The sequence below is a fragment of the Pseudomonas sp. PDM16 genome (assembly GCF_014851865.1).
Taxonomy (GTDB): domain Bacteria; phylum Pseudomonadota; class Gammaproteobacteria; order Pseudomonadales; family Pseudomonadaceae; genus Aquipseudomonas.
In genome coordinates, this window is sequence record NZ_JACVAM010000006.1 from 21,523 (window position 1) to 44,305 (window position 22,783).

A 22,783-nucleotide genomic window follows, 5' to 3' on the forward strand; every position below is an offset into this window, starting at 1 on the left:
CGATCCTCCTCACGGACTGAGCGCGCCTGACTTGACGATAAAATTGGCGCGCTCATTATAACCAGTCTGATACATGCCGCTCAGCAAACCCGCGGCAGCCCTCTCCCTCAGCCAGCGAGCTCCCCAATGCCCAACCCCCATCTCAGCATTCTGGTGGTGGACGATGCCAAGTTTTCCAGCGCCATGATCGGCCGCGCCTTGAGTCAGGCCGGCTATCAGGATGTGCGCTTCGCCAACAGCGCGGCAGAAGCCCTGCGCCTGCTGGAAAAACGTCCCGCCAGCGTACTGCTGGCCGACTGGCTGATGCCGGAGATGGACGGACTCGAGCTGACTGCGCGGGTACGCCAGCTGGACGAAACCGCCGAGCACTACACCTACGTCATCCTGCTCACCGGCAAGGAAGGCGAGAATGTACTGGTAGAAGCGTTCGATCGCGGCGTCGACGACTTCATCAGCAAGGCGGCAATGAACGAACAGCTGGTTCCGCGCGTGTATGCCGCCGACCGGCTGTGCAATACCCTGCAGCGGCTGCTCAACGAAAACCGCATGCTGACCCAGAACATCGCCAGCCTGGAGCAGCGCAACCTGGTAGACCCGCTAACCGGCCTGGGCAACCCGCGCTACCTGCAACAGAAGATGAGCGACTGCCTGCGCCAGGTAGAGTCTCGTGGTGGGGCCGTCTGCTACCTGCTGATCGGTCTGCAGGAAGGAGAGGCTCTGCGTCGCCAGTACGGCAACGGCTTCTGGAACGAGGTATTGCATGGTGTGGCGCGCCGTCTGCAGCAACTGGTGCGACCGCTGGATGTGCTGACTCGGGTGGATGACACCCACTTCGGCATGATAGCCATGCTCGAAGACCTGCAGGAGTGCTCACCGAGCAGCTTCAAGCGGGTGCACGAAGGACTCAACCTCAAGGCATTCAAGACCAGCGAGGGCTTCATCAGCCTCAAGGCCGGCATCGCACTGGTCGGGATGGACGCGAAGGCTCTGCCCGTGGCGCCCCAATACCTATTCTCCGAGGCAGCGCGAGCGCTACCGGACTCCTACGACAGCGGTCGCGTCAGCGCGGTACGCCTCCCCCTGGCCCAGTGAGCTGGAGCATTCTGGGTGCCGGTAGTCTGGGAGGCCTCTGGGCCGCCAGGCTGGCCGGGGCCGGAGTACCGGTTCGACTGATCCTGCGGGACCAGGAAGCGCTGGCCCGCTATCAGGCCAGAGGCGGGCTGACCCTGATCGAAGACGGTCATGCCACACTTCATCCCATCCCCGCCGAAACCCACTCCACCGGCCAGCCGATTCACCGTGTGCTGTTGGCCTGCAAGGCCTACGATGCCGAAGAAGCCATCGCGAGCCTGGCACCCCGCCTGGCACCCAATGCAGAAATTGTCATGCTGCAGAACGGTATCGGCAGTCAGGACGCCGTAGCTGCTAGCCTGCCTCAGGCACAATGCATCCTGGCCTCCAGCACGGAAGGGGCCTATCGCGACGGGGACTTCCGCGTAGTCTTCGCGGGTCGAGGCCATACCTGGCTCGGCACCCCGGAGCGATACCCCCCGCCCGCCTGGCTGGATGACCTGATCCACGCAGGCATCCCCCATCAGTGGACTGCGGACATCCTTACCAGGCTGTGGCGCAAGCTGGCATTAAACTGCGCAATCAACCCCCTGACCGTCCTGCATGACTGCCGCAACGGAGGCCTGCGCGAGTGGCCCACAGAAGTCGAAGGCCTCTGTACGGAACTAACCAGGCTGCTCCTGCTTCTGGATCAACCCGAAGCAGCCGCTGACCTGCACGAGGAGGTGATGCGCGTGATCGTTGGCACAGCATCTAACTACTCGTCCATGTACCAAGACGTCGCCAGAGGACGGCGTACGGAGATCAGCTATCTCATCGGCCGCGCCGTCCGAGAGGCAGAGCGCCTGCAGTTGCACCTGCCGCAATTGGAAGATCTGCACCAGCGTCTACGCGAGCACCTGACCGCCCGCCGATTGCCCGTGACCTGAACGAGCGCTACCCTGCCACTCCAGCCTGAACGGAACTGCGCCATTGACCCGACTGCGCCAGCACCTCGACAACCTGCCGGTCGGCCGCAAGCTCCTCGCTGCACTGCTGATCCTGTTGGCCACGGTGATGCTGGTGGCCAACCTGGCATTCATCAGCGCGGCCTACTGGATCTCCCAGGAAAGCGTTGCTCCCCAGGCGTTGCAAACGCTGGGCAAACTCATCGCCACTCCCGAACTGAGCCGCCACGCGCTGTCTTCACCAGAAGCTGCGCGCAAAGTGCTGGAAAGACTGGAGAGTTATGCCCCGCTGCGGGCAGCCGCACTCTATAACAGCACCGGACGGCGCCTGGCCGAACTGCAGCTCGGTCAGCCATTGAGCCTTCCCTCGCATAGCGACGAACTCGAGCACTGGCGCCTGGCGGAATTTCGCGCCACCCAGCTGATAGAGCTGCCACAACCGGACAAGGCGCCTGGTCGGCTCCTGCTAGTAGCATCGAGTGAGCTTCCAGGGGCCTTCTATACCGGGACCCTCACCGCGAGCGGGGTAATCCTGGCGATCAGCGTTCTGCTGTGGGCCTTGATCGCCCGCCAGGTACGGCGCCTGATCACCCGACCGATCCGCCGCCTGGAAGAACTGTCGCGCCAAGTCACCCGGGAAGAAAACTACTCACTGCGTGCGGCGCGTGGCAACCGCGATGAAATCGGCAGCCTGGCCGATGCCTTCAACACCATGCTCGGCCGCATCGAGGCCCGCGAACAACAGCTCAAGCGTGCTCGCGACGATGCCGAAAGCGCCTTCGCCCAGGCTCACAGCCTGGCCGAGGAGACCCGCCACTCCAACCGCAAGCTCGAGCTGGAGGTACAGGTACGGGGCAAGATCGAGAAGAAGCTCACCGGCTTCCAGAACTACCTGAACAACATCATCGACTCGATGCCATCGGCGCTGATCGCCCTAGACGATCAGCTCTACGTCACTCAATGGAACCAAGAGGCCAGCGCCCTTTCAGGTACACCACTGGACGAAGCACTGAACCAGCCGGTATTCCTTGCCTTCCCTCCGCTCAAGCCCTTCCTCGTCCAGCTCAAGCGCACCGCCGAGCAACATCGCGTGGAGAAGATAGAGAGGGTCACCTGGCGCAAGGGCGAAGAGGCACACCACTACGCCCTCACGTTCTACCCGCTGGTAGGGGCCGGCGGCCGTGGCGTGGTGATCCGCATTGATGACATCACCCAGCGCCTGTCGCTGGAGGAAATGATGGTGCAGTCGGAGAAGATGCTCTCGGTGGGTGGCCTGGCCGCAGGCATGGCTCACGAAATCAACAACCCGCTGGGTGCCATCTTGCACAATGTGCAGAACATACGCCGCCGGCTCTCCCCCGAGTTGGCGAAGAATCAAGACATAGCCGTCGAGGTGGGCATCGCTCTGGATGACGTCACCGCCTACTTGGACAGCCGAGAAATTCCCCAGTTACTCGAAGGCATATCCCAGGCCGGCTCCCGCGCGGCGAAGATCGTCAGCCACATGCTTGCCTTCAGCCGGCGTAGCAACCGGCAGTTGGCGCCCTGCCAGCTGCCGGTGCTGATCGACCAGGCACTGGAGATCGCCGGCAACGACTTCGATCTGACCGAGAGCTTCGACTTCAAGGCGATCGACATCGTCCGCGACTTCGACCCGCACCTGGGCCCGGTACCAGCCACGGCCAACGAGCTTGAACAAGTCTTGCTCAATCTGTTGAAGAACGCCGCCCAGGCCATCCACCTGCGCGACGACGATACCGAGCCGGGGCGCATTATCCTGCGTACCCGCCTCAGCCCTCCCTGGGCGGAGGTGCAGGTGGAAGACAATGGCATCGGCATGCCCGAACCGGTACGCAAGCGCATCTTCGAGCCGTTCTTCACCACCAAGGAAGTAGGCCAGGGCACCGGCCTCGGTCTATCCGTGTCCTACTTCATCGTCACCAATAACCACAAGGGCCAACTGGAAGTGCAGTCCACCCAGGGACAGGGCACCTGCTTCACCCTGCGCCTGCCTCTGGCCGCCCCTGAAAACTCGAGCATCTGATGGGTCACCGACTGAGCAAGATCTACACGAAGACCGGCGACAAGGGTGAAACCGGCCTGGCAGACGGCCGCCGCGTGGCCAAGAACCACCCGCGAGTGGAAGCCATAGGCGAACTGGATACCCTCAACAGCCATCTCGGCCTGCTGTTGGCAGATCTCGCCGAGCAGGAAGTCACTTGGCCAAAGCTGAGCGAGATCAGCGCGGTCCTGGCGCCCTGCCAGCACCGCCTGTTCGACCTCGGCGGCGAGCTGGCAATGCCCGACTACCAAGCACTGCAGGAGGGCGAAGTGGAGCGCTTGGAGGTGGCCATCGATCACTGGAACGAAGAGCTAGGCCCCCTGCGGAACTTCATCCTGCCGGGCGGCTCTCGCCTGGTGGCACTGGCCCATGTCTGCCGCAGTCTGGCCCGCAATGCCGAGCGCCGCTGCCAGCAGCTCAACGCCGAAGAGCCGCTACGCCCGGTGGGCATGGCCTACGTCAACCGATTGTCAGACCTGCTGTTCGTCGCCGCCCGACTGATCGCACGCAGGCAGGGTATCGACGAGGTGCTCTGGCAGGCAGCGGAGAAGCCCACGCCCTAGCCCCGTCCGTAGCCTACTGACCCGGCCAGAACGCGCGGATACCGGCCACACCCTGGGCGCCCACCTGCCAGGCCCGCTCACGATCCCGAGGGCCGATGCCACCGAGCAGATAGGCCGGCAGGTTGCTCGCGCGAAGCAGCTCGGCAGCAGTTTCCCAGCCCAGCGGAGTGGCTTCCGGATGGGTCTGAGTAATCTGCACCGGTGACAGGGTGACGAAATCCACCCCCGTGCGTACCGCCAGCTCAAGCTCCTCGGCATTGTGGCAAGAGGCGGCCAACCAGCGCTGAGCCGGGAACGGCCGACCATTAGGCGCGTACTTGCGCAGCTGCTCGGCGGTCAGGTGCCAGCCCGCGGCGGGAAAGTCGCCCAGCCACTCCAGAGGCCCCTTGAGCATCAACTGCGCCTTGCCGGCGCAGAGACCCTGGATATCAATGGCCAGATCGCGGTACTGCGGGTCGAACATATTTGGCGCACGCAGCTGGATCAGCCTGGCACCGGCAACCAGAGCGGCGCGCACGCCGTGCATCAGCTCTGGCGGATCGAGACCATCCGGAGTGATCAGATAGGTATCGGGCAGTCGCGCTGCCGACACTATTGGCTGGTTGGCCGCCGGGAACTCGTAGTCGAGCAGCTCCCGTTCAGTGGCCCAGGTCAGGGGTTGGCCCTCAGCGCCATGGGGCTCACCGGTGAAGGCAGAGACCTCCCAGACATCCAGCAGCACCTGCTTGTCCGGGTAATCATGGTGCACCTGGATCAACGGCCGCGCGGTGCTGACGCGGATTCCCAGTTCCTCTTCCAACTCGCGAGCCAGCGCCAGCTCGACGGCCTCACCCTCTTCCACCTTGCCTCCGGGAAACTCCCAAAGGCCGCCTTGATGTTTGTCCTGCGGACGTCTGGCAATCAGTACCCGGCCATCGGCACCGCGGATCACCGCAGCGGCCACGTGGATACGCTTCACGCTCCGACCTCCTGCAGCCCAGCCTGATACCAGCGATGGAACGCCGGCCATTGATAGACGGTGTCAACATAGGCCGCAGCCTCTGCCGGCAACACCACCCGATAGCTGCGTAGGCGCGCAGCAACCGGTGCAAAGAAGGCGTCTGCGATGCTGACATGGCCGAACAGGAACGGCCCGTCCTGACCGAAGCGCTGGCGGCAGTCCGCCCACAGCTTGCATACGCGCTGGATGTCGGCCTGAGCCTCGGCAGGAATTTCGGTCAGGGCCTGGTCGCGGGACAGGTCCATCGACATGTGGCTGCGCAGGGCCATGAAGCCACTGTGCATCTCGGCGCATACGCTTCGCGCCAGGGCACGAGCGTATTGGCCACGCGGCCACAGATGCGCCTCGGGGAAACGCTCAGCCAGGTACTCGGCGATCGCCAGGGAGTCCCACACCGGGCCCTCCTCGGTGAGCAGCACAGGGACCTTACCGGTCGGTGCGTGAGCCAGCAGTTGGCTGCGGCTATTCGGCTGATACAGACGCACCTTGATCTCTTCGTAGGGAACGCCAGTCAGGTCCATGGCCAGCGCCGCGCGCAGCGACCAGGAGGAATAGTTCTTGTCGCCGATCACCAGCTTGAGGGACATATCGTTCTCCTAGAGGGGTTTAGACGCAGCGTACGCGGCCGGAACGGCCGCGAACAATTCCGATCGCGCATACCCCTATGAGTGCAGGGAATGGCAGTGCGGAGCAGTTGGGACAGAGCACCCAACCGTGAAACGGTCAGCTAGCTAGCCCAGGCCGAAGGCCGTACTCGGCGCAGCGATTCGAGTATCGCTGCGCCGCCGAACCACGAGCGTCAACGACACCTCAGGTACGGTACTCAGCGTTGATCTTGACGTACTCGTGGGAGAGGTCAGTGGTCCAGATGGTTTCGCTGCAGGCACCACGACCCAGCTCGATGCGAATGGTGATTTCCTCGCGAGCCATCACCGCCGCGCCCTGAGCCTCGGTGTAGGTAGCCGCGCGCGCCCCCTTGCTGGCAATGCAGACTTCGCCGAGGAACACGTCGATCTTGCTCACGTCCAGATTCGACACACCGGCATAGCCTACGGCAGCGAGGATACGTCCCCAGTTGGGGTCGGAGGCGAAGAGTGCAGTCTTGATCAGTGGCGAGTGAGCCACGGCGTAGGCTACGTCCAGGCACTCCTGGTGGGTACCGCCACCATTGACCTGGACGGTGACGAACTTGGTGGCGCCCTCGCCATCGCGGACGATGGCCTGCGCGACCTCCATGAATACCTCCAGCACGGCTTGCTTGAGCTTGGCGAACAGCTCACCGCTGGCAGAAGTGATTTCCGGCAGCTGGGCCTGACCAGTAGCGATCAACATGCAGCAATCGTTGGTGGAGGTATCGCCATCGATGGTGATGCGGTTGAACGACTTGTTGGCCGCGTCGCGCACCAGATCCTGCAACACGCCGCGCGCCACCTTGGCGTCAGTAGCGATGTAGCCGAGCATGGTCGCCATGTTCGGGCGGATCATGCCGGCACCCTTGCTGATGCCGGTCACGGTCACGGTCACGCCATCATGCTGAAACTGGCGACTGGCGCCCTTTGGCAAGGTGTCGGTGGTCATGATACCCGTGGCAGCTTCGGCCCAGTGATCCTCGTCCAGATCGTCCAGCGCGGCCTGCAGAGCGCCTTCGATCTTCTCGACGGGCAGCGGCTCGCCAATCACTCCGGTGGAGAAAGGCAGCACAGCTTCGGCTGCCACCCCGGTCAGCGAGGCCAGGGCAGCACAGGTTCGGCGCGCATTGGCCAGGCCATCCGGGCCGGTGCCGGCATTGGCGTTGCCGGTATTGGTCAGAAGGTAGCGAACGTCGCCAGCCACACGCTCGCGGGTCACGATCACCGGGGCGGCGCAGAAGGCGTTGGTAGTAGTCACGCCAGCCACACGCGAGCCTTCGGCGCAGCGCATTACCACCACGTCCTTGCGCCCCGGACGCTTGATACCGGCGGATGCGATACCGAGTTCGAAACCGGGAACCGGGTGCAGTTTTGGCAGGGGACCGAGACCAACGGCCATAGGAGACGCTCCTTCAAAGGCAGTGACACAGAAATTGGAAAAACGCCGCGAGCGGCTGAGCCGGTCGCGGCGTTTCTATATAGCAGGTCTGAGACGGTTTAGCCGACCTGGCCGTGGCAATGCTTGTATTTCTTGCCGGAACCGCACGGACAGGGTTCGTTACGCCCGATCTTCGGCTCGCTGCGCGCCGGCGCAGCGACGGCGAGCTCGCCTTCCTCAGCCTGCTCTCCATCAACGGTGGGCATCGCAGACGCTTCGGCATGCTGGAACTGCATGCGCTGAGCCATGGCTTCGGCCTCGCGACGCTGACGTGCTTCTTCCTCGGCGGGATCTTCGCGGCGGACCTGAACGTGGGACAGCACGCGAATGGTGTCGCGCTTGATCGAATCGAGCAGATCCTGGAACAGGGTGAAGGACTCGCGCTTGTACTCCTGCTTGGGGTTCTTCTGTGCGTAGCCGCGCAGGTGAATACCGTGGCGCAAGTGATCCATGGTGGCCAGGTGGTCTTTCCACAGGTCGTCCAGGACACGCAGCAGCATTTGCTTCTCGAAGGTGCGCAGGGCCTCGGCACCGGCCAGCTCTTCCTTCTCGTTGTAGGCGGCCATCAGCTCGGAAAGGATCTTCTCGCGCAGGGTTTCTTCGTACAGCTTGTCGTCATCGTCCAGCCACTGCTGGATAGGCAGGCGCAGACCGAAATCGCTGTACAGCGCGGCTTCCAGGCCGGCAATGTTCCATTGGTCGGGCAGCGATTGTGGCGGAATGTGGGTGTTGATGGTGACGGCCAGCACTTCCTCGCGGAACTCGACGATGGTATCGCCGATGTTCTCGGCAGCCAGCAGGCTGTTGCGCATGTGATAGATCACCTTGCGCTGCTCGTTGGCCACATCGTCATACTCGAGCAGCTGCTTACGCATGTCGAAGTTGCGGCCTTCGACCTTGCGCTGGGCCTTCTCGATGGCGTTGGTCACCATGCGATGCTCGATGGCCTCGCCGGCCTGCATGCCGAGAGCCTTCATGAAGTTCTTAACCCGATCAGATGCGAAGATGCGCATCAGGCTGTCTTCCAGCGACAGGTAGAAGCGGCTCGAACCCGGGTCGCCCTGGCGCCCAGCGCGACCACGCAGCTGGTTGTCGATACGGCGGGACTCGTGACGCTCGGAAGCGATCACGTGCAGGCCACCAGACTCGATCACCTGCTGGTGGCGCTTCTGCCAGTCAGCCTTGATCTGTGCGATCTGCTCCTCGGTCGGCGCCTCCAAGGCAGCAACCTCGGCCTCCCAGTTACCGCCCAGCAGAATGTCAGTACCGCGACCGGCCATGTTGGTGGCCAGGGTCACAGCGCCCGGGCGACCGGCCTGGGCAATGATCTCTGCTTCCTTCTCGTGGTACTTGGCGTTGAGCACCTTGTGCTCGATACCGGCCTCTTCGAGGAGCTTGGAGACATACTCGGAAGTCTCGATCGACGCAGTACCGACCAGAATCGGCCGACCTTGGGCCTGGCATTCCTTGATGTCGGTAATGATCGCCTGGTACTTTTCTTCCTGGGTCAGGTAGACCAGGTCGTTGTAGTCCTTGCGCGCAACAGGACGGTGGGTGGGAATGACCACCACGTCCAGACCGTAGATCTGGCGGAACTCGAAGGCCTCGGTGTCGGCGGTGCCGGTCATGCCGGAGAGCTTCTTGTACAGGCGGAAGTAGTTCTGGAAGGTGGTCGAGGCCAGGGTCTGGCTCTCGGCCTGGATGTTCACCCCTTCCTTGGCCTCGATGGCCTGGTGCAGACCCTCGGACAGGCGACGGCCCTGCATGGTACGACCGGTATGCTCGTCGATCAGGATGACCTGATCGTTCTGCACGATGTATTCGACGTTGCGGTGGAACAGCTTGTGCGCGCGCAGGCCGGCGTATACGTGAGTCAACAGGCCAAGATTGTGTGCGGCATAGAGGCTTTCGTGCTCGGCCAGCAAGCCGGCCGCGGTGAGCATCTCTTCGACGTACTGGTGGCCGGCCTCGTTCAACTCCACCTGGCGGGTCTTCTCGTCGACCTTGTAGTGGCCTTCCTGGGTGACCACGCCTTCCTCTTCCTCGATGTGCTGCTTGAGGCGCGGAATCAGCTGGTTGATCTGCATGTACAGCTTGGAGCTGTCTTCGGCCTGACCAGAAATGATCAGCGGTGTACGGGCTTCGTCGATGAGGATGGAGTCCACTTCGTCGATCACGGCGAAGTTGAGCTCGCGCTGGAACTTCTCGTCCAGCGAGAAGGCCATATTGTCACGCAGGTAGTCGAAACCGAATTCGTTGTTGGTACCGTAGGTGATGTCAGAAGCGTAGGCAGCACGCTTCTCGTCCGGTCCCATGAACGGGATGACGACACCTACGGACAGACCGAGGAACTCATAGAGAGGGCGCATCCAGTTGGCATCGCGGCGTGCCAGGTAGTCGTTCACCGTGACCACATGCACGCCCTTGCCGGACAGTGCGTTCAGATACACCGCCAGGGTACCCACCAGGGTCTTGCCCTCACCGGTACGCATCTCGGCGATTTTACCCTCATGCAGGGTCATGCCACCGATCAGCTGCACGTCGAAGTGACGCATGCCCATCACCCGCTTGCCGGCCTCACGGGCCACAGCGAAGGCTTCGGGAAGGATCTGGTCGAGGCTTTCGCCCTTGGCCACGCGAGCTTTGAACTCCTCGGTCTTGGCCTTCAGTTGCTCGTCGGAGAGCGCCAGCATCTGCTCTTCCAGGGCGTTGATCGCGCTCACTGCCTTGAGCATGCGTTTGACGTCACGCTCGTTCTTGCTTCCAAAAATCTTCTTCAACAGTGGCGCAAACATATCGGCAGATTCTTCCACTCTGGGGGATTGGGAGGACGGCGCAGAAACCCGCCCCGCAGCCAAGCTGGCTGAATGCAAAGGGGGCATTCTACTCGGAAATGTTGGCGAGAAAAGGGCGAACTCCCGCGGGCCCGCCGAGCACGTCCCGGGCGGCCGTGCACGCTATATGGGGACGACAACCGACATCTGCAAGGGCCTTTGCTAACATGGGGCATCAATCTACGAAACCGCGACCATGAGCCTTCGCCCCCCAGCCAAGACCCCGAAAGCGCTGCTGCAAGATAACAAGTCGCTGCATGCCCTGTTCAGCGCAGCGCAGCGACTGAGTAAATTGCAGGCCCTGGTAGAGGCACAGCTTGAGCCCGCGGCGCGCGAGCACTGCAAAGTCGCCAGCTGGCATAAGGGCTGCTTGCTGCTGCTGACCAGCAATGGGCACTGGGCCACCCGCCTGCACTACCAGCAACGCCGCCTGCAGCGCCTGTTGCAGGTGCTGCCAGAGTTCACAGGGCTGCAGAAGATCCAGGTCAAGGTACGCCCGCCAAACACTCAAGTGGCCTATCAGGGCAGCAAGGTCACGCTCTCCGAATCCGCCGCCGAAAGCCTCAACTGCGCAGCGGAAGGCATTGAAGATTCAAAGCTGCGAGCCGCACTCGAACGGCTCGCTCGCAACGCCAAACACGATTGACCACAAAAAAAACAGGCCACCCGAGGGTGGCCTGAAATATCACAGAAGGAGGGTGTTGCTTACACGGCCGCTACCGGGCGCATGTAGGAGATCGGTGCAGTGCTGGCGTCGTCGAAGATCACGACCTCCCATGCATCTTTCTGCTCGATCAGGGTACGCAGCAGACGATTGTTCAGCGCGTGGCCCGACTTGAAGCCATGGAACTCGCCGATCAGACTGTTGCCCAGCAGATAAAGGTCGCCGATGGCATCGAGGATCTTGTGCTTGACGAATTCATCCTCGTAACGGAGGCCGTCTTCGTTGAGCACGCGGAACTCATCGACCACGATGGCGTTTTCCACGCTACCGCCGAGTGCCAGGTTCTGCGAACGCAGGAACTCGATGTCGCGCATGAACCCGAAGGTGCGCGCGCGGCTCACTTCCTTGACGAAGGAAGTGCTGGAGAAGTCGACGCTGGCGGTCTGGGTGCGACCACGGAATACCGGGTGATCGAAATCGATCTCGAAGCTCACCTTGAAGCCGTCGAAGGGCAGGAAGGTGGCGCGCTTGTCGCCCTCCTCCACTGTCACTTCGCGCAGCACGCGGATGAACTGCTTCGGTGCGTCCTGCTCTTCCAGGCCAGCGGACTGAATCAGGAATACAAAGGGACCAGCACTGCCATCCATGATCGGGACTTCTGACGCCGACAGCTCGACGTAGGCGTTGTCGATGCCCAGGCCTGCCATGGCCGAAAGCAAGTGCTCGACGGTGTCCACCTTGACATCACCATTGACCAGAGTGGTCGACATGGTGGTCTCACCGACATTCTCGGCGCGGGCGGGGATTTCCACGACCGGATCCAGATCGGTGCGACGGAACACGATTCCGGTATCCACCGGGGCCGGCTTGAGGGTCAGGTAAACCTTCTCCCCCGAGTGCAGGCCAACGCCGGTGGCTCGGATGATGTTCTTCAGGGTGCGTTGTCTGATCATGGTTTTGGCTGCGCTTGTTGCGAACTGTTTTCAACAATGGGCGGCGATAATAGCAGAACCGCCCTTTGCTGAACACCAATCACCGATATACTCCTGATAGACAGCATCAATCAGCCTGACGACGCAGGAAGGCCGGGATATCCAGATAGTCCAGGTCATCCTGAGTGTTCAGTTTGGCCGCCGCGGCGCTGCCGGCAAGGCTCTGACGCTGAACGGTCGGGCGCTCGTAGTCCTTGTAGTTGACGGCCGGCTGTTCAGCAGCACGCGGAGCAGCGCTGATGGTGGTAGCCGGAGTGGCAACGGCAGCGGCTGCGATGGTGTTGTCGACCACCTTGACCGGCTTCTCGATACGCGCGCCCAGGCCGGTAGCGACCACGGTCACGTGCAGCTCGTCACGCATGTCCGGATCGATCACGGCACCGACCTTGACGGTCGCGGCTTCCGAGGCGAAGGCCTCGATGATCTCGCCCACCGCGGCATACTCGCCCAGAGACAGGTCCAGACCGGCGGTGATGTTGACCAGGATACCGCGCGCACCCTGCAGGTTGACGTCTTCCAGCAGCGGATTGCGGATGGCCGCCTCGGTGGCCTCGCGAGCACGGTTCGGACCGCTGGCGCAGCCGGTGCCCATCATCGCCATGCCCATCTCGCCCATCACGGTCTTCACGTCGGCGAAGTCGACGTTCATCAGGCCTGGACGCTGCATGATGTCGGAGATACCACGCACGGCGCCGGACAGCACGTCGTCAGCCTTGGCGAAGGCGGACAGCAGGCTGGCGTCCTTGCCGAGGATCGTCAGCAGCTTCTCGTTGGGGATGGTGATCAGCGAGTCGACCACGTCGGACAGGGCACGGATGCCCTCATCGGCAACCTGCATGCGCTTGCGGCCTTCGAACGGGAACGGACGAGTCACCACGGCAACGGTGAGGATGCCCATTTCCTTGGCCACTTCGGCGATGATCGGCGCCGCACCAGTACCGGTACCGCCACCCATGCCGGTGGTGATGAACACCATGTCGGCGCCATTCAGCACTTCGGCGATGCGCTCACGGTCTTCCATAGCGGCCTGACGGCCGATTTCCGGGTTAGTACCGGCACCCAGCCCCTTGGTTACGCCTGGGCCAAGCTGCAGCACGGTGCGTGCGCCGATGTTCTTCAGCGCCTGCGCGTCGGTATTGGCGCAGATAAATTCCACGCCTTCGATGTTGTTCTTGATCATGTGGTTGACGGCGTTACCACCGCCGCCACCCACACCGATGACCTTGATTACTGCACTTTGCGGGACGTTATCTACTAGTTCGAACATTTCCCCTCTCCTTCCTTTTTTAGTTATCGCCTACAGCTACCGCGGGTTTCACATCAGAAATTGCCCTGGACCCAGCGTTTCAGCCGTTCCAGTACCGGTGTTTTGGGCTCATCGCCATATTGGATTCCAGGCACGTGGTAGCCGTCGGCCTGCTTTCGCAGCCCGTACATCAGCAAGCCCACGCCTGTGGAATAAATAGGATTACGCACGACGTCGGTCAGTCCCTTGACGCTGTGGGGTACACCCAAACGCACCGGCATGTGAAAGATCTCTTCGGCCAGTTCGACGGCGCCTTCCATCTTGGCGGTGCCGCCGGTGAGGACGATCCCTGCCGGGATCATGTCCTCGTAGCCGCTGCGCCGCAGCTCGGCCTGGATGAGGGTGAAGAGCTCGTCGTAACGGGGCTCGACTACCTCGGCCAGAGCTTGACGGGACAGCTCCCGCGGTGGCCGGTCTCCCACACTGGGAACCTTGATGGTTTCCCCTGGACCCGCCAGTTTGGCTAGGGCGCAAGCATACCGAATCTTGATTTCCTCGGCATACTGGGTCGGGGTGCGTAATGCCATTGCAATATCATTGGTGACCTGGTCTCCAGCGATCGGAATCACCGCGGTGTGACGTATCGCACCTTCGGTAAAGATCGCCACGTCGGTGGTTCCTCCGCCGATGTCGACCAGGCACACGCCCAGCTCCTTCTCGTCCTCGGTCAGCACCGAGTAGGCGGAGGCCAGCTGCTCCAGAATGATGTCGTCCACTTCCATTCCGCAGCGGCGCACGCACTTCTCGACATTCTGCGCGGCGTTGGTGGCGCAGGTGACCACGTGCACCTTGGCCTCCAGACGCACGCCGGACATGCCCAGTGGCTCACGCACACCCTCCTGGTTATCGATCACGTAGTCCTGCGGCAGGGTGTGCAGCACGCGCTGGTCTGCCGGAATGGCAACGGCCTGGGCAGCATCGAGCACACGCTCCAGATCAGCAGGGCTAACTTCGCGATCGCGGATGGCAACGATGCCGTGGCTGTTCAGGCTGCGGATATGGTTGCCGGCGATGCCGACGAAAGCCGAGTGGATGCGGCAGCCGGCCATCAGCTGCGCCTCTTCGATGGCACGCTGGATCGACTGCACGGTGGATTCGATATTCACCACCACGCCTTTCTTCAGCCCCCGCGACGGACTGGTGCCGATCCCGACGATATCCAGGTCGCCATCCGCGGTCACTTCCCCCACCAGCGCCACCACCTTGGAGGTGCCGATGTCCAGGCCGACGATCATCTTGCCGCTCTGCACGCTTGACATGATCTCTACTGTTCTCCTCGATTCACTGGACGGCGACCGTTTCTTCGGTTGCCGTCGGCGGCATCGGCTCGCGCCAGGCCACGGCAAGGCCGTTGGCGTAGCGCAGGTCGATGCGCGCGATATTCGCGATCTGCTGCTTGAGCACCTTGTCGTGGATGCTGGCGAACCGGCGCATCTTGTCGACCAGGTGATCCCGGCCCAGGAGGATTTCCACGCCCTGGGCGGTACTGATGAACCAGCTGCCGTGCTCACGCAGCTCCAGGCTGCTGATGGTGAAGCCCAGCGGACGCAACAGCTGGCTGAGCACCTGGTATTGCTGCATCACCTGCTGCTGGGCGCGCTGCGGCCCCGACAGCAGCGGCAGGTGTTCGTAATTGGCAGCTTCGCGTGGAGCGAAGGCCTGCCCCTGGTTGTTGAGCAGCGACTGATCGCCCCAGCGGGCCACCGGTAGCTGCTCTTCCAGGGTGATCGACACCTGGTCCGGCCATACGCGACGCACTTCGGCGTGAGCGATCCACGGCATCCGCTCCAGCTCGGCGCGCATGCCAGACAGGTCGATGGTGAAGAAGCTGGCCGATGTATAGGGTGCAATGCGCTCCTGCACGGCCCGCTGGCTGATATAGCTCAGTTCGCCTTGTACGCTGACACGGGCAATCGGCCGATCGGCGTATGGCAGCAGGCGCTGGGCACCCTCATAGGTACCGAACCCCAGGGCCACCAGCAGCAACGGCCAGCCCAAACGCTTAAGCCCGCGACCAAGGCCACCGAAGTCCGGCTTCGGCAGGCGCGCGGACAGCGGCTCCTTGGCTACCATCCGACTCGCGCCGCGCGCAGCGATAGGCTGACGCCGGGTGGCGCCTCCTAAGGGCTGCGGGTGACGGAGGGTGGCGACCATGGTTTAGCCCCTTGCCTCTATGCTGTCGGCCAGGATCGCCAGCACCAGCTGCTGGAAGTCCAGACCGGCGGCGCGTGCGGCCATCGGCACCAGACTGTGATCGGTCATGCCCGGCACAGTGTTCACTTCCAGCAGCCAGAACTTGCCGCTGGCATCCTGCATCACGTCGGCGCGCGCCCAGCCCTGAGTGCCCACGGCCTCACAGGCACGCGCGGTGAGCTCCTTCAGTTCCGTTTCCTTCTCGGCCGATAGACCACAGGGAATACGGTACTGGGTGTCATTGGCCAGGTACTTGGCGTCGTAGTCGTAGAAGCTGTGCGGCGTGCCCAGGGCAATTGGTGGCAGCACCTGACCACGCAGCATGGCGATGGTGTACTCGGGGCCGTCGATCATCTGCTCGACCAGCACTTGCGAGTCGTACTTGCTGGCGTCCTTCCAGGCCGCGATCAACGCCTCGACATCAGCGACCTTGGCCATGCCGATGCTGGAGCCCTCGTGGGCCGGTTTGACGAACAGCGGGAAGCCCAGCTCGGCAGCCGCCGCGCGGCAATCTTCTTCGTTGGCCAAGGCAGCGTGGTTCGGCGTCGGCAGGCCCAGGCTCAGCCACACGCGCTTGGTGCGCAGCTTGTCCATGGCCAGGGCAGAAGCGAGGATGCCGCTGCCGGTGTAAGGGATGCCAGCACATTCCAGCAGGCCCTGCATGGAGCCGTCTTCGCCGCCACGGCCGTGCAGCACGATGAAGGCGCGATCAATCCTCTCAGCGACCAGGCGCTGCAGGAAGTCGTCACCGATGTCGATGCCGAAGGCGTCCACGCCTGCCGCCTGCAGGGCTTCCAGTACGGCAGCGCCAGACTTCAGCGACACCGCACGCTCGGCGCTCTTGCCGCCGAACAGCACGGCGACGCGGCCGAAGGCCTTGGGATCGAGGGTGGAATGCAGGCTCATTTCGACTCACCTTGGAACTGGTCATCCTGGCGCGCGACGCCTTGGAACAACGGGTGCTTGATCAACTGCGGGGCTACGCCGCCGATGTCGCCGGCGCCCTGGCACAGCAGGATGTCGCCGGCACGCAGCAGCGGCTTGATGATCGGGGCCAGCTCGGTGCCACGCTCGACGTAGATCGGGTCCAGCTGGCCGCGCTGGCGGATGCTGTGGCACAGATGGCGGCTGTCGGCGCCGGGAATCGGTTCCTCACCGGCCGGATAGACTTCCATCAGAAGCAGCACGTTGGCGTCGCCGAGCACCTGGACGAAATCGTCGTACAGGTCGCGGGTACGGCTGTAGCGGTGCGGTTGATACAGAATCACCAGGCGACGCTCAGACCAGCCACCGCGCACGGCCTTGATCACTGCCGCCACTTCGCGCGGGTGATGACCATAGTCATCCACCAGCATCACGCTGCCACCGTCCACCGGCAATTCGCCGTAGACCTGGAAGCGCCGGCCAACACCCTGGAAGCCTGACAGGCCGGCGATGATAGCCGCGTCCTCGATACCCTCGTCGGTGGCGATAGCGATGGTGGCTAGGGAATTCAGCACGTTGTGGTTACCCGGCATGTTCACCGACACATCCAACGGTTCACGATCTCGACGCAGTGCGGTGAAATGAGTGCGCATGCCCTCCTGCCGCACATTGATGGCGCGCACGTCGGCGTCCTCGGCGAAGCCGTAGGTCACAGTCGGACGGGCCACCTGCGGCAGCAGTTCGCGTACCACCGGGTCGTCTACGCAGAGCACGGCCAGGCCGTAGAACGGCAGGTTGTGCAGGAATTCGATGAAGGTCTTCTTCAGAACGTTGAAGTCGCCGCCATAGGTGCTCATATGGTCGGCATCGATGTTGGTGACCACCGAGACCATCGGCTGTAGATGCAGGAAGCTGGCGTCGCTCTCGTCCGCCTCGGCGATCAGGTAGCGGCTGCTGCCGAGCTGGGCGTTGGTGCCGGCAGCGTTCAGGCGGCCGCCTATAACGAAGGTCGGGTCCAGTCCACCGGCAGCGAATACAGAGGCCAGCAAGCTGGTGGTGGTGGTCTTGCCATGGGTACCGGCTACGGCCACGCCGTGGCGGTAGCGCATCAGCTCGGCGAGCATCTCGGCACGCGGCACCACCGGAATGCGGCGCTCCAGGGCGGTGGCCACCTCCGGGTTGGAGGTATTGATGGCGCTGGAGACCACCAGCACGTCGGCCTGCTCGGCATTCTCGGCACGGTGGCCGATGTAGACGATGGCACCGAAGCTTTCCAGGCGCTCGGTCACGGCCGAGGCCTTGAGGTCGGAGCCGGACACCTCGTAGCCGAGGTTCAGCAACACCTCGGCGATGCCGCACATGCCGGCGCCACCGATACCGACGAAGTGAATGCGACGGATACGGCGCATGCGGCGGATTTCCGAGCGGGCAGCGGCGGGAGACTTAGCCACGGGCCACCTCCAGGCAGATGTCGACCACCGCCCGGGTGGCATCTGGCTTGGCCAGGCTGCGAGCGGTACGGCCCATAGCTTCGAGTTTTTCAGGGTGCATCAGAACCTCGGTCAACTGCGCGGCAAGCTTGTCCGCGTCGGTTGCATATTGCGGCAGAAGGATGGCGGCACCCTCCTTCGCCAGATATTCGGCATTGCGGGTCTGGTGATCATCGATCGCATGCGGCAGAGGCACGAGGAACGACGGCAGGCCGGCGGCGGCCAGTTCGCTGACAGTCAGCGCACCGGCGCGGCAGATCACCAGATCGGCCCATGCATAGGCACGGGCCATGTCCTTGATGAAGGGCGCGACCTCGGCTTCGACCGCGACTTCGCGATAACGCTCCGCTGTGACTTGATCGTGTTGCTTGCCAGCCTGATGGAACACCTGCGGACGCAAATCGTCCGGCAGCTTGGCCAGTGCAGCGGGTAGCAACTTGTTCAGCGGTTCCGCTCCCAGGCTACCGCCCAGAACCAGCAGGCGCGGCTTCCGTCCGGACAGCGCGTCACGTGGAATCTCCAGGAACAGCTCCTCACGCACCGGGTTGCCAGTGGCATGCAACTTGGCACGCTTGTCGAAGGTGCCCGGGAAGGCCTCACACACTCGCGCGGCAAATGGCACCAGGCTGCGATTAGCGGTACCGGCCACGGCGTTCTGTTCGTGGATCACCAGCGGCGCGCCATTCATCCGCGCGGCCAGGCCACCCGGGCCTGTGACGTAACCGCCCATGCCCAGCACGCACACCGGCTGCAGCTCGCGCATCACCTTGCGCGCTTGCAACAGGGCACGGACCAGCTGGAACGGCGCCTTGAGCAGGGACAACTTGCCCTTGCCGCGCAGGCCCGTGACCTGGATCAGGTGCAGCGGCAGCTCAGCAGCCGGCACCAGTTCGTTCTCGATGCCCCGCGGAGTGCCCAGCCAATGCACGGCATAGCCACGCGCCTTGAACTCGCGGGCGCAGGCCAGCGCTGGGAACACGTGGCCGCCGGTACCTCCGGCCATGATCAGGACATTACCGCGCATGCTTGACCTCCTCGGTGTCGAAGAAGTCCGACTCGCTGAATTCGACTTCCTCGCTGCCCAGCGAGGTACGGCGCTCCCACTCGATGCGCAGGAGCATGGCCAGGCTGACGCAGCAGATGATCAACGAGCTGCCGCCGTAGCTGAGGAACGGCAGAGTCAGGCCCTTGGTCGGCAGCAGGCCAACGTTCACGCCGATGTTGATCAGCACCTGGCCGATCCACTGGATAGCGATGCCATAGGCCACGTAGGCGGCGAAGAACTGCTTGGCCTTCTCGGCCCACAGGCCGATGTATAAGGCGCGCACGGCAACAAAGACGAACAGGCCGACGGTGGCCAGCGCACCGACCATACCCAGCTCCTCGGCGAGCACGGCGAAGACAAAGTCGGTGTGCGCCTCGGGCAGATAGAACTGCTTCTGGACGCTGTTGCCCAGACCGACACCGAACCACTCGCCGCGACCGAAGGCAATCAGCGCTTGGGACAGCTGGTAGCCGGCGCCGTACTGATCGGCCCAGGGATCGACGAAGTTTGTCAGACGCTCCAGACGATAGGCCTGGCTGGTCATCACGATCGCACCGAGCACCAGCACACAGGCGCCCAGCGGGATGAAGCGCACCAGGTTGATGCCGCCGAGGAACAGCATGGCTATGCAGGAACCCACCAGCACCACGGTGGCGCCGAAGTCCGGCTCGGCCAGCAGCAGCACGGCCATGGGGCCGAGCACCAGCATCGGCTTGAGGAAGCCGGAGAGTTTCTCGCGCACCTCGTCCTGGCGACGCACCAGGTAGCCGGCGATGAACACCACGGTGAACAGCTTGGCCAGCTCGGACGGCTGCACGTTGAACATGCCGAAACCGATCCAGCGCTTGGCGCCGTTCACTTCGCGGCCGATGCCGGGGATCAGCACCATGACCAGCAGGGCGAAGGCGATCAGCAGCAGGCTGGCGCTATAGCGCTGCCAGAAGGCCATCGGGATCATCAGCGTAACGACGGCGGCGCTGATGCCAATAGCCAGGTAAATCAGGTGGCGGATCATGTGATATAGCGGGTTGCCGGACATCGCCGCAGCCACTTCCGAACTGGCCGAGGTGATCATCACCAGGCCCAGACCGAGCAGGGCCAAGCAACCCGCCAGCAGCGGGAAGTCCAGGTCGATGCCGCGTGGAGTGCGCAGCGGCGACGGAGCGGCGAACAGGCGGGACAGCAGGGTCATTGCAGGCCCTCCGCCGCCTGGGCGAACAGGCGCCCACGCTCTTCGAAGTTCTTGAACATGTCCAAGCTGGCGCAGGCCGGCGACAGCAGCACGGCGTCGCCAGGTTCGGCCAGGGAAGCAGCGCGCTGCACGGCCTCGTCCAAGGTCTTCACGCGCACCAGCGGCGCGTCATCGCCCAAGGCTTCGGCAATCTGCTCGGCATCGCGACCGAGCAGCATCACGGCGCGGCAGAACTTGGCTACCGGCGCTTTCAAGGCAGAGAAGTCGGCACCTTTGCCATCGCCACCGGCGATCAGCACCAGCTTGCCGGCGATATCCGAGCCCAGGCCCTCAATGGCAGCCAGGGCGGCGCCGACGTTGGTGGCCTTGGAGTCGTCGTAGTAACCCACGCCGCGCAGCTCGCGCACCCACTGGCAACGGTGCGCCAGGCCGGCGAAGCTGCGCAGGGTCTGCAGCATGGCCTCGAACGGCAGGCCAACGGCGTGGCCGAGAGCCAGCGCAGCCAGGGCATTGGACTGATTGTGCGCACCACGAATCTTCAGTTCGGCGGTCGGCATCAGCGCCTCGAACTGGAAGGCCAGCTGCTTCTCGCCGTTCTCTTCGATCAGGCCGAAGCGTTTGAAGTCGGGCTTGCCCAGGCCGAAGGTCCAGCACGGCACCTGGTCGGCGATCAGTGGGCGCGACAGGGCGTCGTCACGGTTCACCACCACCTGCTTGGCACCACGGAAGATGCGGTGCTTGGCCAGGTGGTAGTGCTGCATGCCGTCATAGCGATCCATGTGGTCTTCGCTAATGTTCAGGCAGGTGGCGACTTCGGCGCCCAGGCGCTCGGTGGTCTCCAGCTGGAAGCTGGACAGCTCCAGGACATACAGCTCAACGTCGGCGGCGAGCAGGTCCAGCGCCGGGGTACCGATATTGCCGCCGACGGCGACCTTCTTGCCGGCAGCCGCCGCCATCTCGCCGACCAGGGTGGTGACGGTGCTCTTGGCGTTCGAGCCGGTGATGGCGACGATCGGCGCCTTGGCGTGACGGGTGAACAGATCGATATCGCCGGACATCTTCACCCCGCGAGCGGCCGCTTCACGCAGCGCCGGAGTGGCCAGGGCCAGGCCCGGACTCACGTAGAGCTCCGAGGCGCGGCAGAGGAAGTCGACGTCCAGCTCGCCGCAACGCACTTCCACTTGCGGGTAGTCGCGCTGCAGGGTCGCCAGTTCCGGCGGGTTCGCGCGCGTATCGGCCACGGCGAAGCGCACGCCCTGCTGCGCGAGGAAGCGCACCAGGGACATGCCGCTCTTGCCGAGGCCGACAACGATGCGGAACTGGTCGGAAGCGATCAGCGACACTCTCTATTACCTCAGTTTCAGGGTGGCCAGACCGACCAGCACCAGGATCACGGTGATGATCCAGAAGCGCACGATCACGCGCGGCTCCGGCCAGCCTTTCAATTCAAAGTGGTGGTGGATCGGCGCCATCCGGAACACGCGCTTGCCGGTCAGCTTGAAGCTGGCGACCTGGATCATCACCGACAGGGTTTCCATGACGAACACGCCGCCCATGATGAACAGCACCACTTCCTGGCGAACGATCACGGCGATGGTGCCCAGTGCGGCGCCCAGCGCCAGCGCACCGACATCGCCCATGAAGACCTGAGCCGGATAGGTGTTGAACCACAGGAAGCCGAGGCCGGCACCGACCAGGGCGGCGCAGAACACGATCAGCTCACCGGCGCCCGGCACATAGGGGATCAGCAGGTATTCGGCGAATTTGATGTTGCCCGACAGGTAACAGAAGATCGCCAGCGCGCCGGCCACCATCACGGTCGGCAGGATGGCCAGGCCGTCGAGGCCGTCGGTCAGATTCACCGCGTTGCTGGTACCGACGATGACGAAGTAGGTCAGCACCACGAAGCCCGCCCCTAGGGGTATTGCGACATCCTTGAGCACCGGCAGGATCAGGGTGGTTTCTACCGGGCTCTGCGCGGTCATATAGAGGAAGATGGCTGCAGCGCCGCCGAACACCGACTGCCAGAAATACTTCCAGCGGCTCGGCAGGCCGCGCGAGTTCTTCTCGATCACCTTGCGGTAGTCATCGACCCAACCGATGGCGCCGAACAGCAGGGTCACGGCCAGCACGGTCCACACGTAACGGTTGGACAGGTCGGCCCACAGCAAGGTACTGACGGCGATGGCGGTGAGAATCAGCGCGCCACCCATGGTCGGCGTGCCTTTCTTCGACAGGTGCGACTGCGGACCATCGTTGCGCACGGCCTGGCCGATCTGGCGGATCTGCAGGGTGCGGATCATCCACGGACCGAGCCACAGCGACAGGGCCAGGGCGGTGAGCACGCCGAGAATCCCGCGCAGGGTCAGGTACTGGAACACCCCGAAGCCGGTGTAGAACTGTTGCAGGTACTCCGCCAGCAGCAGCAGCATG

General features: G+C 63.4%; 19 protein-coding genes. 5 read left to right on the forward strand and 14 right to left on the reverse strand.

The window, feature by feature from the left end; all coding sequences use genetic code 11:
* Positions 1-126: 126 nt before the first annotated feature.
* Genes IB234_RS19530 through IB234_RS19545 form a run of 4 tightly spaced genes read left to right on the forward strand, consistent with a single transcriptional unit; the run spans position 127 to position 4,643 of the window.
* Positions 127-1,092, forward strand: a complete 966-nt coding sequence (locus tag IB234_RS19530; RefSeq protein WP_192321085.1) for a response regulator — start codon at positions 127-129, stop codon at positions 1,090-1,092.
* Positions 1,089-2,000 carry a putative 2-dehydropantoate 2-reductase gene (locus IB234_RS19535; protein ID WP_192321087.1) on the forward strand — a complete coding sequence of 304 codons (912 nt, stop codon included), beginning with the start codon at positions 1,089-1,091 and terminating at the stop codon, positions 1,998-2,000. Before IB234_RS19530 ends, IB234_RS19535 begins: the two co-directional genes overlap by 4 nt.
* Positions 2,001-2,043: 43 nt before the next feature.
* Complete coding sequence (locus tag IB234_RS19540) at positions 2,044-4,062, forward strand: sensor histidine kinase (protein ID WP_225580713.1); 2,019 nt, start codon at positions 2,044-2,046, stop codon at positions 4,060-4,062.
* The gene (locus IB234_RS19545; RefSeq protein WP_192321090.1) at positions 4,062-4,643 is read left to right on the forward strand and encodes a cob(I)yrinic acid a,c-diamide adenosyltransferase; all 582 of its coding nucleotides are present in this window, start codon (positions 4,062-4,064) and stop codon (positions 4,641-4,643) included. The genes IB234_RS19540 and IB234_RS19545 overlap by 1 nt, the downstream gene beginning before the upstream one ends.
* A 13-nt stretch (positions 4,644-4,656) precedes the next feature.
* Here the strand turns inward: IB234_RS19545 and IB234_RS19550 are convergent, their stop codons facing one another.
* The 4 genes from IB234_RS19550 to secA form a co-directional block, all read right to left on the reverse strand.
* Positions 4,657-5,601: a Nudix family hydrolase gene (locus IB234_RS19550; protein WP_192321091.1), complete on the reverse strand. Its 945-nt coding sequence runs from the start codon at positions 5,599-5,601 to the stop codon at positions 4,657-4,659.
* Positions 5,598-6,230, reverse strand: coding sequence for a glutathione S-transferase family protein (locus tag IB234_RS19555; RefSeq protein WP_192321094.1), 633 nt, complete (start codon positions 6,228-6,230; stop codon positions 5,598-5,600). The genes IB234_RS19550 and IB234_RS19555 overlap by 4 nt, the downstream gene beginning before the upstream one ends.
* Before the next feature lie 223 nt (positions 6,231-6,453).
* Positions 6,454-7,671, reverse strand: a complete 1,218-nt coding sequence (gene argJ / locus IB234_RS19560; RefSeq protein ID WP_192321096.1) for a bifunctional glutamate N-acetyltransferase/amino-acid acetyltransferase ArgJ — start codon at positions 7,669-7,671, stop codon at positions 6,454-6,456.
* 98 nt (positions 7,672-7,769) lie between these two features.
* Positions 7,770-10,505 (reverse strand): preprotein translocase subunit SecA, encoded by a 2,736-nt coding sequence (secA, locus tag IB234_RS19565; RefSeq protein ID WP_192321098.1) that lies wholly within the window; start codon positions 10,503-10,505, stop codon positions 7,770-7,772.
* A gap of 235 nt (positions 10,506-10,740) precedes the next feature.
* On the opposite strand from secA, the gene IB234_RS19570 reads away from it, so the two are divergent.
* Entirely contained in the window at positions 10,741-11,190 is a 450-nt protein-coding gene (locus tag IB234_RS19570) for a DUF721 domain-containing protein (RefSeq protein ID WP_192321100.1), read from the forward strand.
* A 59-nt stretch (positions 11,191-11,249) separates the two neighbouring features.
* Here the strand turns inward: IB234_RS19570 and lpxC are convergent, their stop codons facing one another.
* From lpxC to mraY, 10 genes are all read right to left on the reverse strand, one after another.
* Positions 11,250-12,161, reverse strand: a complete 912-nt coding sequence (gene lpxC / locus IB234_RS19575) for a UDP-3-O-acyl-N-acetylglucosamine deacetylase (protein ID WP_192321103.1) — start codon at positions 12,159-12,161, stop codon at positions 11,250-11,252.
* A gap of 106 nt (positions 12,162-12,267) precedes the next feature.
* Entirely contained in the window at positions 12,268-13,467 is a 1,200-nt protein-coding gene (ftsZ, locus tag IB234_RS19580) for a cell division protein FtsZ (RefSeq protein WP_192321105.1), read from the reverse strand.
* A 53-nt stretch (positions 13,468-13,520) separates the two neighbouring features.
* Complete coding sequence (gene ftsA / locus IB234_RS19585) at positions 13,521-14,765, reverse strand: cell division protein FtsA (protein WP_192321107.1); 1,245 nt, start codon at positions 14,763-14,765, stop codon at positions 13,521-13,523.
* A gap of 22 nt (positions 14,766-14,787) precedes the next feature.
* Positions 14,788-15,660: a cell division protein FtsQ/DivIB gene (locus tag IB234_RS19590; RefSeq protein ID WP_192321109.1), complete on the reverse strand. Its 873-nt coding sequence runs from the start codon at positions 15,658-15,660 to the stop codon at positions 14,788-14,790.
* Positions 15,661-15,663: 3 nt separating this feature from the next.
* Positions 15,664-16,605: a D-alanine--D-alanine ligase gene (locus tag IB234_RS19595; RefSeq protein WP_192321111.1), complete on the reverse strand. Its 942-nt coding sequence runs from the start codon at positions 16,603-16,605 to the stop codon at positions 15,664-15,666.
* Entirely contained in the window at positions 16,602-18,032 is a 1,431-nt protein-coding gene (gene murC / locus IB234_RS19600; RefSeq protein ID WP_225580720.1) for a UDP-N-acetylmuramate--L-alanine ligase, read from the reverse strand. Before murC ends, IB234_RS19595 begins: the two co-directional genes overlap by 4 nt.
* Before the next feature lie 34 nt (positions 18,033-18,066).
* A complete protein-coding gene (gene murG, locus IB234_RS19605; protein WP_192321115.1) occupies positions 18,067-19,137 on the reverse strand; it encodes an undecaprenyldiphospho-muramoylpentapeptide beta-N-acetylglucosaminyltransferase in 1,071 nt (356 codons plus the stop codon).
* On the reverse strand, positions 19,127-20,350 hold the full coding sequence (gene ftsW, locus IB234_RS19610) for a putative lipid II flippase FtsW (protein WP_192321117.1): 1,224 nt from the start codon (positions 20,348-20,350) through the stop codon (positions 19,127-19,129). Before ftsW ends, murG begins: the two co-directional genes overlap by 11 nt.
* The gene (gene murD, locus IB234_RS19615; protein WP_192321119.1) at positions 20,347-21,693 is read right to left on the reverse strand and encodes a UDP-N-acetylmuramoyl-L-alanine--D-glutamate ligase; all 1,347 of its coding nucleotides are present in this window, start codon (positions 21,691-21,693) and stop codon (positions 20,347-20,349) included. Before murD ends, ftsW begins: the two co-directional genes overlap by 4 nt.
* Positions 21,694-21,699: 6 nt before the next feature.
* Positions 21,700-22,782: a phospho-N-acetylmuramoyl-pentapeptide-transferase gene (gene mraY, locus IB234_RS19620; protein WP_192321121.1), complete on the reverse strand. Its 1,083-nt coding sequence runs from the start codon at positions 22,780-22,782 to the stop codon at positions 21,700-21,702.
* Position 22,783 lies beyond the last annotated feature (1 nt).

What these genes read in the sequence shown, in the direction of transcription:
- argJ (WP_192321096.1), bottom strand. Translation starts at nt 7,671, where the DNA reads ATGGCCGTTGGTCTCGGTCCCCTGCCAAAACTGCACCCGGTTCCCGGT.
- murC (WP_225580720.1), bottom strand. Translation starts at nt 18,032, where the DNA reads ATGCGCCGTATCCGTCGCATTCACTTCGTCGGTATCGGTGGCGCCGGC.
- IB234_RS19530 (WP_192321085.1), top strand. Translation starts at nt 127, where the DNA reads ATGCCCAACCCCCATCTCAGCATTCTGGTGGTGGACGATGCCAAGTTT.
- IB234_RS19590 (WP_192321109.1), bottom strand. Translation starts at nt 15,660, where the DNA reads ATGGTCGCCACCCTCCGTCACCCGCAGCCCTTAGGAGGCGCCACCCGG.
- mraY (WP_192321121.1), bottom strand. Translation starts at nt 22,782, where the DNA reads ATGCTGCTGCTGCTGGCGGAGTACCTGCAACAGTTCTACACCGGCTTC.
- murG (WP_192321115.1), bottom strand. Translation starts at nt 19,137, where the DNA reads ATGCGCGGTAATGTCCTGATCATGGCCGGAGGTACCGGCGGCCACGTG.
- IB234_RS19595 (WP_192321111.1), bottom strand. Translation starts at nt 16,605, where the DNA reads ATGAGCCTGCATTCCACCCTCGATCCCAAGGCCTTCGGCCGCGTCGCC.
- IB234_RS19570 (WP_192321100.1), top strand. Translation starts at nt 10,741, where the DNA reads ATGAGCCTTCGCCCCCCAGCCAAGACCCCGAAAGCGCTGCTGCAAGAT.
- lpxC (WP_192321103.1), bottom strand. Translation starts at nt 12,161, where the DNA reads ATGATCAGACAACGCACCCTGAAGAACATCATCCGAGCCACCGGCGTT.
- ftsA (WP_192321107.1), bottom strand. Translation starts at nt 14,765, where the DNA reads ATGTCAAGCGTGCAGAGCGGCAAGATGATCGTCGGCCTGGACATCGGC.
- ftsZ (WP_192321105.1), bottom strand. Translation starts at nt 13,467, where the DNA reads ATGTTCGAACTAGTAGATAACGTCCCGCAAAGTGCAGTAATCAAGGTC.
- secA (WP_192321098.1), bottom strand. Translation starts at nt 10,505, where the DNA reads ATGTTTGCGCCACTGTTGAAGAAGATTTTTGGAAGCAAGAACGAGCGT.
- ftsW (WP_192321117.1), bottom strand. Translation starts at nt 20,350, where the DNA reads ATGACCCTGCTGTCCCGCCTGTTCGCCGCTCCGTCGCCGCTGCGCACT.
- IB234_RS19545 (WP_192321090.1), top strand. Translation starts at nt 4,062, where the DNA reads ATGGGTCACCGACTGAGCAAGATCTACACGAAGACCGGCGACAAGGGT.
- IB234_RS19555 (WP_192321094.1), bottom strand. Translation starts at nt 6,230, where the DNA reads ATGTCCCTCAAGCTGGTGATCGGCGACAAGAACTATTCCTCCTGGTCG.